Genomic DNA, 14,544 nt, shown 5'->3' with positions numbered 1-14,544 from the left:
ATTATCTGTTCGATATGGAGGTTGCCTTTTATTATGACCAGAATACGCGTGACGCCACAATTATTGAATGAGCAAGGTGTTCAGCTATCCGCTATTGCGAGCGAGGTTCAGCAGCTGCAGGAAAGAGTGCAGCAGCGGATTCAAGGCATGGCCTGGGAATCGCGCCACCGTGCACAGGTGGAGCAGCGTCTGGCCCAGTGCCGGGCAGCATGTCAAGCAGTCGTCACCAGACTTGAACAGAATCGGACACAGCTTGTGAATAAAGCGAGTGTTTTTGCCCAGACAGATCAGTCTACAGGGAACAGCCTAGCTTTTGGCAAGCAGGCGCTGGTGCATGTCAGCCCGCATACCCTGCTTCAAAGCAGCTATGCTCAAGGGAATAACCGGGCGCAAAGCTCCAAGCCACCGGTGACGGCAGCTGGCGTGGAATTCGATGCGCTTGCGCCTTTTGGCGGCGGGGCCAGCATGTGGGCAGCCAGTCCCATCGCTGCAGCCGGCACCCTGCTAGGGACTGCGACGGCTTCAGGGACGATGTACAAATATTGGGACATGTACCGCAAAGGCTTTGGCGTATGGCTGTCCAAGGACCATCGGGGCAGAACTAGAGCAAACATCAGCAACGGTTTTCTGGCGAACATTCGCAAGAAATCATATGCGGAGCATAACTGGAAAAATCATCCGAGGATTCCGAAATACGTTCTACCATCGGCAGCCGTCAAGGATTCGCTAAGCTGGAAGGGCGGCAAGCTCGGCTATGCCGGCATCGCCTTGACGACGGTGGGCAACTTCGCCTCCAATATCAAGAATAAGGAAAACGGGGCCAAAATCGCCGGCGATGCTGTTGTTGATGTCGGGGTAGGGGTCGGTACAGTGGTTGCATCCGCAGCGGCTGGCGCCAAAGCGGGCGCCCTAATTGGCACCGCTGTAGGCGGTCCAATCGGAACCTTGGCCGGTGCCGCCATTGGCTTTGGCGTGTCGGTCGGGGCTTCCTATGTGATGAACGGTATTAAATTCGCCGATGTCGACGGCGATGGACAGAAGGACAGCGTTACAGATACGTTGAAGATCGGAGCTGAGAAGCTGGGTTCAACCATTGCCGGTTGGTTCAAATAAGGGGGCTTACTTTTGAGATGGATATTTCGGAGAAAGAGCAGGAACGGTTTCATTTTCGGTTGATTCCGCCTGAACAAATTCGGGGGGGCGTTGTATGCTTTCTGCTCATTATGCTCATTCCGCTGCTGGTCACGCTGGCTGCGCCGATGCTTTCCCCATATTTATATTCAGCTGCGATCTTGTATGCTGTCATGCTGGGCTGGGGAGTTGTAATCAGCGTCAATCCATACCGCTATGAGGCTGTATTTACGCTATATATGGGCATTTATGGAGCGGCGCTGGCTGTGACGAGTGAGATCGCCATTCTGAAAATGATGTATGACATCGCCCGTGTAGAAAGTCCGTGGTACGGCGCCAGTTCCGTCCTCCTTATGGCTGCGGCTGGCTTGTTGTTCGGCCTGCTTCATATCAGAGCGGTTCGGCGCGGGACGTACCAGGAGATGGAGCGCAAAGGTTTGAACCGGGCAGGGAAGGCCGCCTTGCTGCTTGCCTCGATCGGTTATCTTGCGTATTATCTCGCGACCGCCTTTTTCGGCGAGTTGGGCAGCATGGTGCTGGGGATGGCCGGCTTCTCAGTGCTGCTGATCTTCGGACTGTATGTAGCTGTTGTATTTATACATCGCTACCTATTTATTAGACGCAACATGGATAAGCTCAGAGCGCTGTATCCGGCGTTGGGGCTGCCTAAGGAAGAGCGGGAGGCCGCATATATGCGGGCGAGGAATGAAGCACAAGCCACGGCGAAGCGGCATCGGCAAAGCAAGAAAAGGAGGAGATCATGATGGGGAATCCGCAGACGCTGCTGCCAAACGGATCGATAGTCATTTTGAAAGAAGGGGAGAAGAAGCTGGTGATCTACGGCAGAAAGCAGATACTGGCTGTCGACGAGCCGCAGATGTTCGATTATTTGGCTTGTCCGTACCCTGAAGGATATATCAGCCCGGAGTTCAGTTATGTCTTTAATCATGAAGATATTCAGACCGTCGTGTTTACAGGCTATCAGGATGAAGAAGAGGACGAGTTTCAGACCGTGTTAGCCAACGCGGGCGAGTCTTAAGCATAAAGTTGGAGGTGATTCGATGTCTGGCCGTATTTTGGTTTCGCCTGATGATCTGCGCAGGGCGGCCGCAGAGGTACGCAGCAGCAGCCAGCATGGCGGTGAGCTCGTATTGCGGCTGTCCCGGATTATGGAGACGTTGAATGCGGAATGGGAGGGCGTGTCGCAGCAGCGTTTCGCGGCAGAGGCTGCGCAGACTAAAGCTCAGCTTCAGCAGTTCATCCAGATGCTCCAGGGGATGGAGCAGGAGCTTGTTAGCATTGCCGCCCGATTCGCGGAGGCGGATGCGCAGAAATAAGGCCTTCCTTCGATCGGCTGCAGCCATATTGATGGGGCGGCCGTTTCTTTTTTTATGCCGCGTATGTGTGAATCTTCCGCAGATGGGGCATCCTATACAGCATTAGCATATTCAGCCGGGTAAGGAGACATCGAGATGAACTGGATTTATTACGGGAAGCTGTATACAAGCAAATTTCAGGCAGGATGCTTGGCCAAAAGGCTGGAGCAGGACGGCTGGCTGTTCGGGTATCAAGATCCGCAGCTGGTGGAAGTATACCGCTCCAGAAAAGGACGTTACGGCGTCCGTTTTCTTCCCTAAATCAAAATTCCATCAAAATAGCTCTTGACTTTCGCTGAGTAGTTGATGTATATTTATTATTGCCGCTGTTTCGTAATACAATGTCGCGGGGTGGAGCAGTTCGGTAGCTCGTCGGGCTCATAACCCGAAGGTCGTAGGTTCAAATCCTGCCCCCGCAACCAATTTCTATAATGGTTGTTGTCCTTATATGAATATGTTGTTTCAGGGCCCTTAGCTCAGTTGGTTAGAGCGGTCGGCTCATAACCGACTGGTCGGGGGTTCGAGTCCCTCAGGGCCCACTTTCAAGAAAAGAGGCTGTCCAGAAAGTCAGTGAAACCTGACTACTGGCAGCCTCTTTTTTTGTAAAACGCTAAAAATATGCGCAAAAAAACCGTCTTTTCCTGTAAAATGAAAGTTACCACACAACCATTTCAGAAAGGGACGGTTTTTATGCGTAATCAAATGACTACTACTAAACATTATAACATGCAACTCACATTTCCTCTAGAAAATATAGAAGGAAACATAGATTCTAAACGAAAGCTCACACCTGCTTTTAAAGCTTATGATAACAAGCAGATGCATATGATCTTGGATCTAGAATCACTAATCCCTTCCCACCATGTCGCTCGTATCATTGATGAAATGATTGAATCTATTCCTGACGAGCTGTTGTTTGCTCATTATGTTGGCGGTGGCCGTAGTTCCTACCATCCTAAAATGATGCTCAAAGTGATTCTTTATGGCTACTCTCAAAAAGTCTATTCCTGCCGTGGCATTGAAAAACTATTACAAGAAAACCTACCGGCGATGTGGCTAGCTGCGATGCAACAGCCGGACTTCCGCACCCTGAATGACTTCCGTGGTGTGCGAATGAAGAGCCTTATGGATGAGCTCTTTCAAACGATGATTAAAAAGCTCATCAACGACAATTTTATTACCATGGAGAACTACTTCTTGGATGGCACAAAGATTGAAGCTAATGCCAACAAGTATTCTTTTGTGTGGAAAAAATCTACGTTACGCTTTGAAGAGAAACTCAAAGAAAAGGTGCAGGCAACCCTTGCGCATATTCATACGCTCACGCAGCAAGAAGCTAGTGAAATGGTAGCTACCGATCCAGATGAGCTTCCTGTACAGCTTGAAGAAACAGCTGTTATTCTAGAAGAACAAGTAGAGCGCTTAACTGAACAGATCGCTCAAACCAATGACAGTGAAGCGAGAAAAGCCTTACGAAAAGAGCGTAGTGCCTGGAAACAGCCTCTGAAAAAGATTCGTCAAGACTTTCTTCCACGTCTGGCCAAGTATGATCAGCAGAAAGCTTGCTTTGGTGATCGCAATAGCTACTCCAAGACCGATCCAGACGCTACGTTTATGCGAATGAAAGAAGATCACATGAAAAATGGTCAACTTAAACCAGGTTACAATGTACAGATGGCAACGGAAAACCAATTTATTTTGTTTTATAGTCTTCACCAACGACCAACGGACACACGCTGCTTCATTCCGCATATGGAGCAACTTGCTGCGTCTTCTTTACCCATGCCTAAAACCGTGATTGCTGACGCTGGTTATGGTAGTGAGGAAAACTATTTGTACGCGTTAGGCGAAGAAAAAGAGACGCGATTTGATTTTCTTATTCCATATGGCAGCTATATGCACGAACAAACCAGACGCTACAAAAAGAACATGAAGCATGCAAGCAATTGGACGTATGAAGAGTTAGACGATCGCTTTATTTGCCCGAATGGTCGATACGTTTCGTTTAAGAAGTACCAGACGAAGAAGACACGCTCCGGCCTAGAGCAAAGCTTTAAGATTTACGAATGTGAGGATTGTAGCGATTGCCCATTAAAGGCAGCATGTACGAAAGCAAAGGGAAATCGTCAAGTACACTGGAACACGGTATGGGAAGAATTAAAGGCAAAGGCAAAAACAGCCCTTGAGGATGACGAGAAATCCGCGATCTATGCTCGACGTAAAGTCGAGGTTGAGAGTGTATTCGGTCACATCAAGGGCAATCGGTCGTTCCGCAGATTTTCCTTGCGGGGTCTAGAAAAAGTTCATACAGAGTTTGGGATTGTGGCCTTGGCCCACAATCTACTGAAAGTAGCAGGCATTCGCCTCGCTACATTCTTTCAAACGCAGGGACGTAAAAAGGTTGGACGGAGAAATGGTTCTCTTCTCGTCCAACCTTTTTACTTTAGGGACTTATTGGACAGCCCCTTTTTGCTATGTGTGGGGTTGTTGGAATGAAGTGCTTGATGGTGATTCAAAAACAGGGGAAATGGATTTGCTAACAGCGGTCCTTGAAATCATCAGTAAAAAAAGACCCCATCAACCAAGTAAGGTTAATGGGGAGCAGCGTTACTTATTCTAAATTATCTATCGCGTATTGTGCTTCTTCCTTCGTGAACTTCTCACCGTATTCCGAAATCAATTGATCGTAAATGGCCGAATCGGACATGCTCATAAGTTCTGCGTAGGATTGCGCCTTTTTCAATGCATTTTCTTTCCAATCAACTACAACGTTATCGATAGCATATTGAGCAGCTTCTGCGGGGAAATTCTCTCCGTATTCAGAAGTTAACTGATCGTAGATGCCTGCCTTTGACATATTCATAATTTCAGCATAGCTTTCCGCTTTTTTTAATGCGGCTTTATACTCTCTAGGGACATCCGCTTCTTTTGGTTCTTCTTTTGGTTCCTCTTTCGGTTCTTCCTTCGGCTCTTCCTTCGGCTCTTCCTTAGGTTCCTCTTTAACATCCTCTTTGACACTGGTTAGTTCAACATTCGCTGCGGTATCAGGCTCAGACGCTACTTCCTTGTCAGGTGCTGCTTGTTTAGGTTCCTCTGAATTTCCGAGATTACCTATAAGCCCGACGAGAATAACAATGAGAAGCCAGAACCACCATTTCTTATAAATTGGCTTATTCAATTCGTATTTCCCCCACTTTCCAGATATTATGACATGAAATAGTCTATCAGACCTAGGAATATTTTTCTATATAAATGCAGTATTATTTACCAATTTTCTTAGATGGAATGAGTTGATTGAATCAGCGGAAGTAATTATGAGACTCAATATGGACTTTGGAGGCGATTTTCCTTGCGCTTAAATTGTTTTTATCTATGGAACCAGAACATCAATGCCTTCCAATGATATAATTAGGAAGGATTTACATAATAGAGGTAAAGCTTCCCTAATGTCGAAAGAGGTGGTTTGTATTTTTTTACTTGGCCTTGTATTGCTCGCTATTGGATGCTTCGCGATGCTGTTATCGGGGTTAGAAAAAGTGCTATTGTTCTCGTTCGTATTTACCAAGACTCAATACGTCTTGATGGATGGTATTCTATTGAATATCCCACCCTACATATGGGGAATTACGAATGCAACTTTTATTTTTGGCATCATGCTAGTCGTCACTGGCGTGATCATTATGGTTTTAGCAAAAAGAGTCAGACCATAGAATTTGGGGTCCTCGGCAATAATAAAGAGAGGGTGTTCCAAGGTTTATTTTGGACACCCTCATCTTCACATTTCTTCGTAGACCGCTTCTAAATATTTGATGGATACTTGTTGGGCCTCAAGCTTTATTTGTATATCGCTTTCATAGTGCCGTCTTAGATATAAATATAATGATATTGAAGACTTAATTGTGTTATAGCAGCTTTCTTTATCATGGACAGCAACTGTTTCTTCTAGTTCCTCGATAAGTTCAGGGGCATGTCTTTCAATTTTCCGTACCCCATTTGGTAGCGAATTGTGTTGCATTAAAATTAATGGACCCAGAACAGTCTCTCTGACAAATGAAAGAAAACTGATCACTTCGAATAATTCCCCTCTGCCGAGTTTAGTAGCTGCATAGTGTACCCAAACCCAGAAGCGATCTTCAATCCACTGAACATCAGGGAGAGGATAAGAAAACTGGATTTGATTCAGTAGCTGTTCCAAGGAGGAATCCCGTTGCCATACCACAATAGGTGTTTCTACCCCATCTTTTATTTCTTCCATTGTTACAAATTTAAAATCAACATGAAGAGGGCCATGGTACAAGCAAATGAGTAACCGCGGTTCACCTACATGTTCACCAGTGAACCCAGATAAAAGATGACCAAATTGACTTGCTATATGCAGCCTATTCCTCATAATATCCGTTTTAAAGGTTGGGAGATAGACAAGAATCAAATCCAGATCGCTAAACTGATCCATCGAATTCTTCGCCATTGAACCCCCAGCAAGTACACCTACAAATCGTTCGTCATCTTGTATCTGCCTTATCAAATTTTGAACAAACTCTTCATGTTGTTTTAACATGCGTATCACTCCTGTAATTTGACCTATTAAAAATAGGTATTATTTCAACATAACATATTTTAACGAAATATGCACGATTGATCGGGCTGATGCTGATGATAATAGGAATGAATCGCTAAAGGGAATAACAACGAAAAAAGGGGTATGACCGGGATGAGTGGCCGATGGCCATGTACGCCGAAGGAGGAGTAGGGGCGAGTGTTAAATACATAGATCCTTCCGATAACCGTGGTGCTGGAAGTTGGGTGGGTAGCCAGTTGGAGACTTGTTGGGCACGGGTTCCTCAGCCCTCATGAAGAAAACCCTTGCGTTTGCAAGGGTTTGTTGCTATGTGTTAAGAAGGCACCTGAACATCTGGATATTTATCGGTCTTTCATCGCTTGTCAACTAAATAACAAGAGGTTGGGGAGATACAATTATCCTTGTACAATTAACGGTTATATGCACGGCGGAACATGCACAAATGCGCTGTTGCCAGCGGGCCCTTTATTGCGGCGGGATATGCGGGGTGTTTTGCGAGCGGTTAACCACCTTGGGTGGTGTATTATAAATATACGGCGGTGCGGGCGGCAGTTGCGGGGCCGGGGCGAGCGGCTGCGGGTTCGCCACGTATTGAAATGTGCCGCCATCCGGACTTGGCCCATGAGCCCAAGGTCCCTGTGCGCTTTCTTGACCGCGTGAGAAATTAAACAGAATATGCGACACTTCCTGAACCTCGCATTCTCTAGGGAAGGTGCTAGGGACGACGACCCCTTCCTTGGCCTCCAGTTCTTTAATCGCGGCGATCCATTGATTCTGGTGCATTGTATCACGCGCAAGCAGCCAGGCGAGCATGTCTTTAACGCCGCGGTCATTCGTCATCTCATACAGACGTGCCACCTGCAAGCGTCCTTGAGATTCTGCAGCCAGGTTATGTCTGAAATCTGCCAGCAAATTTCCGGATGCGATCGTGTATCTGGAATTCCACGGATAGCCGTTGCTGTCGGTCGGCGCGGCGCCGAGACCCGTGACAATGGCGTGCTGTGGATTGCTGCCTCCCAGGATGGCGGCAATGACCGGATCCTTTGCCGCTTCTTCCAACGTCTCGACCGGCGCGTCATCCAGCAGGCGAGCGATCATCGTGGCCAGCATCTCAACATGCGCGAGTTCTTCGGTGCCGGTATCAAGCAGAAGGTCCTTGTACTTGCCGTCTCCGCGAACGTTCCAGCCCTGGAAGAGATACTGCATGGCAACGGTAATCTCTCCGAACTGGCCACCCAGCACTTCCTGCAGCCTGCGAGCGAAGACGGGATCCGGACGCTCAGGCTTGGCGCGGAACTGCAGTTCTTTAATATGAAAAAACAATAATATACACCTCACTTTATCATTCTCTGCTGATCTATATTCGACGGGTAGCCTCCATTTGCATGTACCCTCGAAATTTCGCGAAAAGCTTCGGGTGATGCTCTTGCTTGTTGACGATTGAAAGCGTGCAGTAAAGTGGCGCGGGCAGGTGGTGCCGAACATGGTCAGTGTCAAGCTGACCAGAGTTAATTATAAGGACCTATCCAATTGCAATTGCAGAAAGGAGAAAAGAATTTGAAATTTACGATTGTACAGCTGGACTCCCTGTCGGAACAGGAGCTGATGAATGGAGTAACAGCTCTGTATCAACAAATATTTGAGACGCCAAAGGGGCTGATTGAGCAGCTTGAAGGCAATCCAAGCTGGTTGGCGCATGTCGCACTCGATGGCTCGAGCGTGGTGGGGTTCAAGCTTGGCTATGCGTTAAGCCCCAACAAATTTTACAGCTGGCTTGGCGGGGTGGACCCGAAATACCGAAAACAAGGGGTAGCCTCGGCCTTGATGAATGAACAGCATCGTATGCTTAAAGACAAAGGGTACAAGAAAGTGCAAACCAAAACGAAAAATCGCTGGCGCAATATGCTGATTCTGAACCTGAAGCACGGCTTTGATGTGATCGGTACATACACAGACAGCTTGGGCGAACCGAAGATCATTCTGGAAAAGAGACTTTAGGTTTAAGCGCCCGGGTCTTTAAATCGATTGGATGGAATTACCTCATGGGAAAAATAGGAATATGTTACTATATTCCAGGTAGTATAGACAGCAAGGGGAGTCTTCCCATAAGCAAATCCTCCAGCCTATGGAGAACATTGAGAAGAGATGGATCATTGATGAAAAGCTTGAAAAAATCAGTTGTACTGCTATTATCATTATCATTATTATTAGCTGCTTGCGGAGGGGACAAAACGGAGAGCGATCCTTCTTCTTCCAATCAAGAAGATGTAAAAACAGAAGCGGCTGCTGAACAAGAACCGAAGAAAGAACCTAAGAACGAGCCGGCCGAAGAAGTGTCTACTACGTTATTCTCAAATGAATATATTCAGTTTGAATACCCTTCGACATGGGTGGATCCCCAAGTTGACAATGCTTTAATTCTGGCTGCTTTTGTTGACGCTAACGCTGCCGGGGGATTTGCTGATAATGTCAATATAGTCCTGGAAGATTCCGCAATGACAGCACAAGAAGCTGCAAACCAGGCGGTATCCGATTTAACGAGCAGTGCTGGCGGAGAGGTAATCCAGAACTACCAGCAAATCAGTTACACGGATGCGCTAAACGGCGATTATGATGCAGGAATCCTTACAGGTTCCTATACACAAGGACAGTCCGGAGTTGAAGTCATGTTAACGCAATATTTTGTTGCCACTGGCGATCAGATGTACACGATGTCCCTCAGCTTCGCTAAAGATACATACGAGGATGGCGGAGAACAACTAAAGATTCCTGTGGGAGGTGGATATCTATGCGGCAGTTTATTTATATCAACTTTATAAGTTGCTATTTTGGAATATTGTTTTTTTTGGAAATCCAGCTTTTTGGAAATATATATCGTATAGCCAGGATTACAGGATGGGAACAAGGATTTACGAACAATCTGATTCTTATTGTCAACATCAGTTTAATCTTTCTCTTTGCTGCACTTTACATATATTTTATCTCAAGGAAGCATCAAAATTTATCTAACAGTGTATATATCACTTGTATTACATGGTTTATTTACTTCTACATGGTTAATTATATCTTTAATTATTTTTTCGCGGTTGTGAGGCCGGAAGAACGATTGAGCGCTGGAGCCGGATTTATCGCTTTACTTGCAACATGTATGTACCCTTTTTATATTCTAATTGTTATCTTGCTCAGTCGAACTTCAAAGTTAAAGAATGAATGATCTGTTGCAACAATAAAATCCCGGCCTGCCGTAGTAACGGACTGCGGGATCGAGTCGATGATGATAGGGCCCACTTTCTCGAAAACCCTTGCGCCGCAAGGGTTTTCTTCTTTTGTCGGTTGATAGTTGGTAATTTGGACGTTTCGACGCTCGGAGTCGATCGAAAAAATGGTTTTGTTGGCCACTTTTTTAACATTTGTATGGTATGGAAACTAGGAGTAGCAGGGAGGGATGAGTCATGGGCGGCGAGTTTTATGTCGGCTGGGGAACGCTGGCTTTGATCAATGCGGGGCTTGCGCAAGGAAAAAACCGGAGCGGATTCAATTGGTTTCTGCTCTCCTTGCTGCTCGGTCCGGTGGCCACGTTTCTTATTGTTGTTTTTGATAAACTTGATCACTGAACGAATGAACGCTCGTTAACGAACCTGTACGGCCAGAGCGGCTGGATTTGAAATCATGGACGACATGCGATACAGTTTTAATTGAAGAATAGAATCAATCGAGTTCGGGACGGAGGATCATGAGTGTCGGAATGGGTGCTTAACCAGTCATGGGGATTGCCTGTATTGGCCGCCTTCCTGGCTGTCGTACTGGTGTTCGAGGCCAGGAAGGCGATCAAGGCTTACAAGGAGAAAAAAAGATTCGAGCTCGGCCTGGCGCTGTTCTTTGCGATCATTGCAGTTCTCGCATTGTTCGTGTTGCTGTATTATTAAAAGGGCTGCCTCTGTGAGAAACAGCCGGTAACGCCAAGCAAGCTGCCGAAGGAATTCCTTCAGGCAGTTTGCTTTTTTCATGGATGCTTATGGCCGTTGCTTTCAGCCCGAGCTCCTATAAGATACCCGCCTGTTGTCCCTCCTGCGCGGCCGCTTCCGTGGCGGACCAAGCCCTGCCGGCCCGCAAGGCCAGGATGAAGCACAGGATCAGGACGATGGAGGCGGAAATGTAAGGGAAGTTGATGTCGATATCGAATAAATAACCGGCGACGAGCGGCCCCGCAATGTTTCCGAGGCTCGTATAGGCCGAGTTCAGTCCGGCCACGTAGCCCTGCTGATCCCGGGCCAGCTTGTGCCGATCGCCGGGCGCAAAATATCGATCGACAGGAAGACCAGGAACGTCACCAGGAAGATCAGCCAGTATTTGTGCACGAACAAGGTGAGCAGGATGCACACCCCGCGGTAATCAAGCTGGTCGTAATGACCCGCTTCTCGCCGAACCGGTTCAGGATCCAGCCGAAGATCGTGGCCTGGACTACGGCTCCGGAGATGGAACCGAACGTAATGATCAACGCGATGTCCGTCGGGGTAAAGCCGAATTTATGGTCAACAAACAGTCCGAATACCGTTTCGTAATTGGCCAGGCCAAAAGAGAGCACAAACACGATGATCAGGCTTAAAAAATACGGCTCCTGGTACGAGCGCAGCAGCTGGGCAACCGGGCTCTGCCGCCTTTCGAGGAACGGGTTCCGGGATGCTGCGCTCTCCTTGAATTGCTTGGAATCCGGCAGGAGCATGAGCGTGATCACCGCAGCAACAGCCCCTGCCACGGCCGCGGCGTAAAACGGGACGCGAATGCCGAATTCGGCAATAAAGCCCCCGATGCGGGGCCGATGATAAAGCCGGTTGTGATGGCCGCATTGATGAACCCCATGCCTTTGGCCCGCTCTTCATTCGACGTCACATCGGCGGTGTAGGCCATGACGGCAGGCATGATCAGCGCCGCACCGATGCCGCCGAGCATGCGGGAAGCGAACAGAAGGACGGGGGAGTTCGCTGCCCCGAACAACCATTCCGAAACGGCGAAGACGAGCATGCCGAAGATAATGATCCGCTTTCGTCCGATCGTATCGGACAGCCTGCCGGCCAGCGGCGAGAACAGCAGCTGGGTGAGCGAGAACGCTGCTACGAGCATGCCGACCGTACCTCCGCTGATGTTGAGCTCCGCCATATAGGTCGGCATGATCGGGATGACGAGCCCGATGCCGGTAAAGACCAAAAATATATTAAACATGAGGAGCAAAATCGCTCCATTATTGCGCAGTAACCAGTGACATGATGATAGTTCCTACAAAAGATTAGAAAATTCAAGCTGCGTATCCGGTTATGAAATCACTCTTATACTGACCATTCGGTTTATATAGCTAAATCATCGTACAGCTGCTGTTCCCGACGCAAACGGACGGAGCGTGCATGTGGAAGAAAAGAGATGCGAAAAATGGAGGATAAGCGGTGCTAAGGAGAGGGAGAGATGGGCCAAACGTTATTTTTGGCGATGCCGTGAAGCAGCACCTGGATTGCCGAATGATAGATGGGCAATGCATCCGCCACCTGCGTCATTCGGGACATCTGGCTAAGGCCTCCGATCAAGCTTTCGAAGATAAAGGCCAAATGCGTAATGTTATGATTCTCGAATTCCCCGGATTCAATCCCCTGCCGCAGCAAATGCTGATTGAATGCCAAGCGTTTCTGGATGATCTCGGCAATCCGCTGCGAGGCATCTTCCGTTGCGGCCTCATTGTTCGTGATGAATTCATCCAGCGCCTTGGTGAAGGGATGGTTCAGATCGTCCCGTACCAGTTGCTCTGCCATCCCGAACAGCTTATCGGCGGTCGTGGCAAATTGATGCTCCTTGCTGTTCCACTTCTCCAGCCATTCCATTCCTCGATCAGATGCAGAAACAGGCCTTCCTTGCTTTTGAAATGATAATAAATATTCCCCTTGCTGCTGCCCGTTGCCTCGACAATATTCTCGATCGACGTCGATCGGTACCCTTTCTGCATGAACAGCGCCTTTGCGGCCTCCGCAATCCGTCGTTTGGTTTCTTCGCTTTGCTGCTGCTTTTTGTTCATGGTCACTCCCCTTTGCTTCCGATTCGTTCTGTCTTTTTTTGTATACTGAACGTTCGTTCTGTATCTTATCAATTGACTTAATAACAATCAAGAGATTTTGGGTTTGACCACAAGATCGGACCCCATGGTAAATAAACCGCTGCCGGGATGGCAGCGGTCATTACGGCTTCTCTGGACGAGGAACTTAGTGGTCGACCATGGACTTATGGGATTTATCCTGATAGGACAACAGTTCGGTTACGGTGACGAACGAGAAGCCGCGCTGCTTCAGCTCGGGAAGGATCGTCTTGAGCGCCTCGACCGTCTGGCTGCTGTTCGGGACATAATCATGCATGAGCACGATGTCTCCGTTGCGGGCGTTATTCAGCACTTTGCGCACGATGGCTTGAGCGCCGGGCTTCCGCCAATCGAGCGTGTCCTGATGCCAGGACCATAGCACCGTCAGCATGCCGATATCCTGGCTCGTATGGACGATCCCTTCGTTATAGCTTCCCCCGGGCGGACGAAAGAGGACGGATGTGAAACCTGAGGCGTTATAGATCGCATCCTGGGTGCGGCTCAGCTCATTCTTTAACTTCGCTGCAGCGATATGATGGAATGAGGGGTGGGTAAAGGAATGGTTGCCGATTTCATGCCCTTCGCCGATCGCCCTGGCGACGAGTTCGGGATGCTTCTCGACACGGCTTCCGACCACAAAAAAAGTGGCCTTGGCTTCATACTGTTTCAGCAGATCGAGAATTAGCCCCGTATTTTTCGGGTCTGGCCCGTCGTCAAACGTGAGGGCGATAACTTGCTTTTGCGTCGGCACTTCCCACACGATTTCGCCGCGTTCCTCGTAATAATCCCTGCCTTTGGTCGCGGAGGACATCGGCTCGGCAGCCGTGGATCCGTAGCAGGTTATCGATGCCGATAGGGCTAACAGCAAACTGATCGCAAATTTGTTCATGGCGTTATTGGTTCCTTTTCAAAAGTTCGATTGGCTGAGGCTGACTGGCAGCCATGCTTTCTTATCTTTTGGCAATTCCGTACGAATTATTCCAGAGCTCCCCGTAGATCGCCAAGGCGCAGCTGATGTGAAAAATGGTAGAATTCATATATTGACAGCGGCTGGCTAAACGTGGTATTATCAGCTTTGTCGCCAGAACGAAAAGGGCGTATCTGCAGTCTGCATATCATTCAGACAGTCAATACGAATCCTATGCGCTGTAAAGAGAAAAGCGTAGTGGCGTTTTGAAGCGATCATCGCGTGGATGCAGCGATATTTGCCGGGGTGGCGGAATTGGCAGACGCACAGGACTTAAAATCCTGCGGTAGGTGACTACCGTACCGGTTCGATCCCGGTCCTCGGCATTATAACTTGCGTCTGGTCATAAAGTAGGCTGGCCCCCTTGTGGGTCAGC

The 14,544-nt window shown here is 48.3% G+C and carries 14 protein-coding genes, 3 tRNA genes and 3 pseudogenes; 14 read left to right on the top strand and 6 right to left on the bottom strand.

Annotated features, from left to right (window positions below; genetic code table 11):
• Positions 1-33: 33 nt before the first annotated feature.
• From MKX64_RS01350 to MKX64_RS01315, 8 genes are all read left to right on the top strand, one after another.
• Positions 34-1,113, top strand: a complete 1,080-nt coding sequence (locus tag MKX64_RS01350) for a WXG100 family type VII secretion target (protein ID WP_155617301.1) — start codon at positions 34-36, stop codon at positions 1,111-1,113.
• A gap of 17 nt (positions 1,114-1,130) precedes the next feature.
• Positions 1,131-1,895: a hypothetical protein gene (locus MKX64_RS01345; RefSeq protein ID WP_095397456.1), complete on the top strand. Its 765-nt coding sequence runs from the start codon at positions 1,131-1,133 to the stop codon at positions 1,893-1,895.
• Complete coding sequence (locus tag MKX64_RS01340) at positions 1,892-2,170, top strand: DUF4176 domain-containing protein (protein ID WP_176475446.1); 279 nt, start codon at positions 1,892-1,894, stop codon at positions 2,168-2,170. The genes MKX64_RS01345 and MKX64_RS01340 overlap by 4 nt, the downstream gene beginning before the upstream one ends.
• Positions 2,171-2,192: 22 nt before the next feature.
• Positions 2,193-2,468 carry a WXG100 family type VII secretion target gene (locus MKX64_RS01335; RefSeq protein WP_095263200.1) on the top strand — a complete coding sequence of 92 codons (276 nt, stop codon included), beginning with the start codon at positions 2,193-2,195 and terminating at the stop codon, positions 2,466-2,468.
• A 135-nt stretch (positions 2,469-2,603) separates the two neighbouring features.
• A complete protein-coding gene (locus MKX64_RS01330; protein ID WP_176475447.1) occupies positions 2,604-2,768 on the top strand; it encodes a hypothetical protein in 165 nt (54 codons plus the stop codon).
• An 84-nt stretch (positions 2,769-2,852) separates the two neighbouring features.
• Positions 2,853-2,929, top strand: a tRNA-Met gene (locus tag MKX64_RS01325).
• 43 nt (positions 2,930-2,972) lie between these two features.
• A tRNA-Ile gene (locus tag MKX64_RS01320) sits at positions 2,973-3,046 on the top strand.
• Between the two features lie 151 nt (positions 3,047-3,197).
• Entirely contained in the window at positions 3,198-5,003 is a 1,806-nt protein-coding gene (locus MKX64_RS01315; RefSeq protein ID WP_341035240.1) for an IS1182 family transposase, read from the top strand.
• A gap of 115 nt (positions 5,004-5,118) precedes the next feature.
• Here MKX64_RS01315 and MKX64_RS01310 read toward each other — a convergent pair whose 3' ends face one another.
• Together MKX64_RS01310 and MKX64_RS01305 are read right to left on the bottom strand one after the other, a co-directional pair.
• Positions 5,119-5,685: an Ltp family lipoprotein gene (locus tag MKX64_RS01310; RefSeq protein WP_155617303.1), complete on the bottom strand. Its 567-nt coding sequence runs from the start codon at positions 5,683-5,685 to the stop codon at positions 5,119-5,121.
• Between the two features lie 597 nt (positions 5,686-6,282).
• Entirely contained in the window at positions 6,283-7,065 is a 783-nt protein-coding gene (locus MKX64_RS01305; protein WP_341035239.1) for an aminoglycoside 6-adenylyltransferase, read from the bottom strand.
• A 61-nt stretch (positions 7,066-7,126) separates the two neighbouring features.
• Between MKX64_RS01305 and MKX64_RS01300 the strand changes: the two are divergent.
• A pseudogene (locus tag MKX64_RS01300) lies at positions 7,127-7,361 on the top strand (hypothetical protein); the annotation flags it as partial.
• A gap of 190 nt (positions 7,362-7,551) precedes the next feature.
• Here MKX64_RS01300 and MKX64_RS01295 read toward each other — a convergent pair.
• Positions 7,552-8,409 (bottom strand): manganese catalase family protein, encoded by an 858-nt coding sequence (locus MKX64_RS01295; RefSeq protein ID WP_095263226.1) that lies wholly within the window; start codon positions 8,407-8,409, stop codon positions 7,552-7,554.
• Between the two features lie 234 nt (positions 8,410-8,643).
• Between MKX64_RS01295 and MKX64_RS01290 the strand changes: the two genes are divergently transcribed.
• From MKX64_RS01290 to MKX64_RS01275, 4 genes are all read left to right on the top strand, one after another.
• On the top strand, positions 8,644-9,084 hold the full coding sequence (locus MKX64_RS01290) for a GNAT family N-acetyltransferase (protein WP_341035238.1): 441 nt from the start codon (positions 8,644-8,646) through the stop codon (positions 9,082-9,084).
• Positions 9,085-9,242: 158 nt separating this feature from the next.
• Entirely contained in the window at positions 9,243-9,905 is a 663-nt protein-coding gene (locus tag MKX64_RS01285) for a hypothetical protein (protein ID WP_341035237.1), read from the top strand.
• Positions 9,906-10,538: 633 nt separating this feature from the next.
• Positions 10,539-10,700 carry a hypothetical protein gene (locus MKX64_RS01280; protein ID WP_176475448.1) on the top strand — a complete coding sequence of 54 codons (162 nt, stop codon included), beginning with the start codon at positions 10,539-10,541 and terminating at the stop codon, positions 10,698-10,700.
• A gap of 123 nt (positions 10,701-10,823) precedes the next feature.
• Positions 10,824-11,012, top strand: a complete 189-nt coding sequence (locus tag MKX64_RS01275; protein WP_095263228.1) for a hypothetical protein — start codon at positions 10,824-10,826, stop codon at positions 11,010-11,012.
• Positions 11,013-11,127: 115 nt separating this feature from the next.
• Here the strand turns inward: MKX64_RS01275 and MKX64_RS24245 are convergent.
• The 3 genes and pseudogenes from MKX64_RS24245 to MKX64_RS01250 all read right to left on the bottom strand — a co-directional run bounded on the left by MKX64_RS24245 (position 11,128) and on the right by MKX64_RS01250 (position 14,090).
• Positions 11,128-12,306: pseudogene (locus MKX64_RS24245) on the bottom strand (MFS transporter).
• A 221-nt stretch (positions 12,307-12,527) separates the two neighbouring features.
• Positions 12,528-13,144, bottom strand: a pseudogene (locus MKX64_RS01255) (TetR/AcrR family transcriptional regulator).
• Between the two features lie 184 nt (positions 13,145-13,328).
• Positions 13,329-14,090 (bottom strand): polysaccharide deacetylase family protein, encoded by a 762-nt coding sequence (locus MKX64_RS01250; RefSeq protein WP_095263229.1) that lies wholly within the window; start codon positions 14,088-14,090, stop codon positions 13,329-13,331.
• Positions 14,091-14,408: 318 nt separating this feature from the next.
• Between MKX64_RS01250 and MKX64_RS01245 the strand changes: the two genes are divergently transcribed.
• Positions 14,409-14,494: transfer RNA gene (locus tag MKX64_RS01245), tRNA-Leu, on the top strand.
• The last annotated feature ends 50 nt before the right edge of the window (positions 14,495-14,544 follow it).

This window comes from Paenibacillus sp. FSL M8-0334 (assembly GCF_038000405.1).
GTDB lineage: Bacteria > Bacillota > Bacilli > Paenibacillales > Paenibacillaceae > Paenibacillus_AQ > Paenibacillus_AQ campinasensis.
The sequence above is the reverse complement of the archived record's forward strand: the minus strand, read 5'-3'. Positions and strand labels throughout refer to the sequence as shown.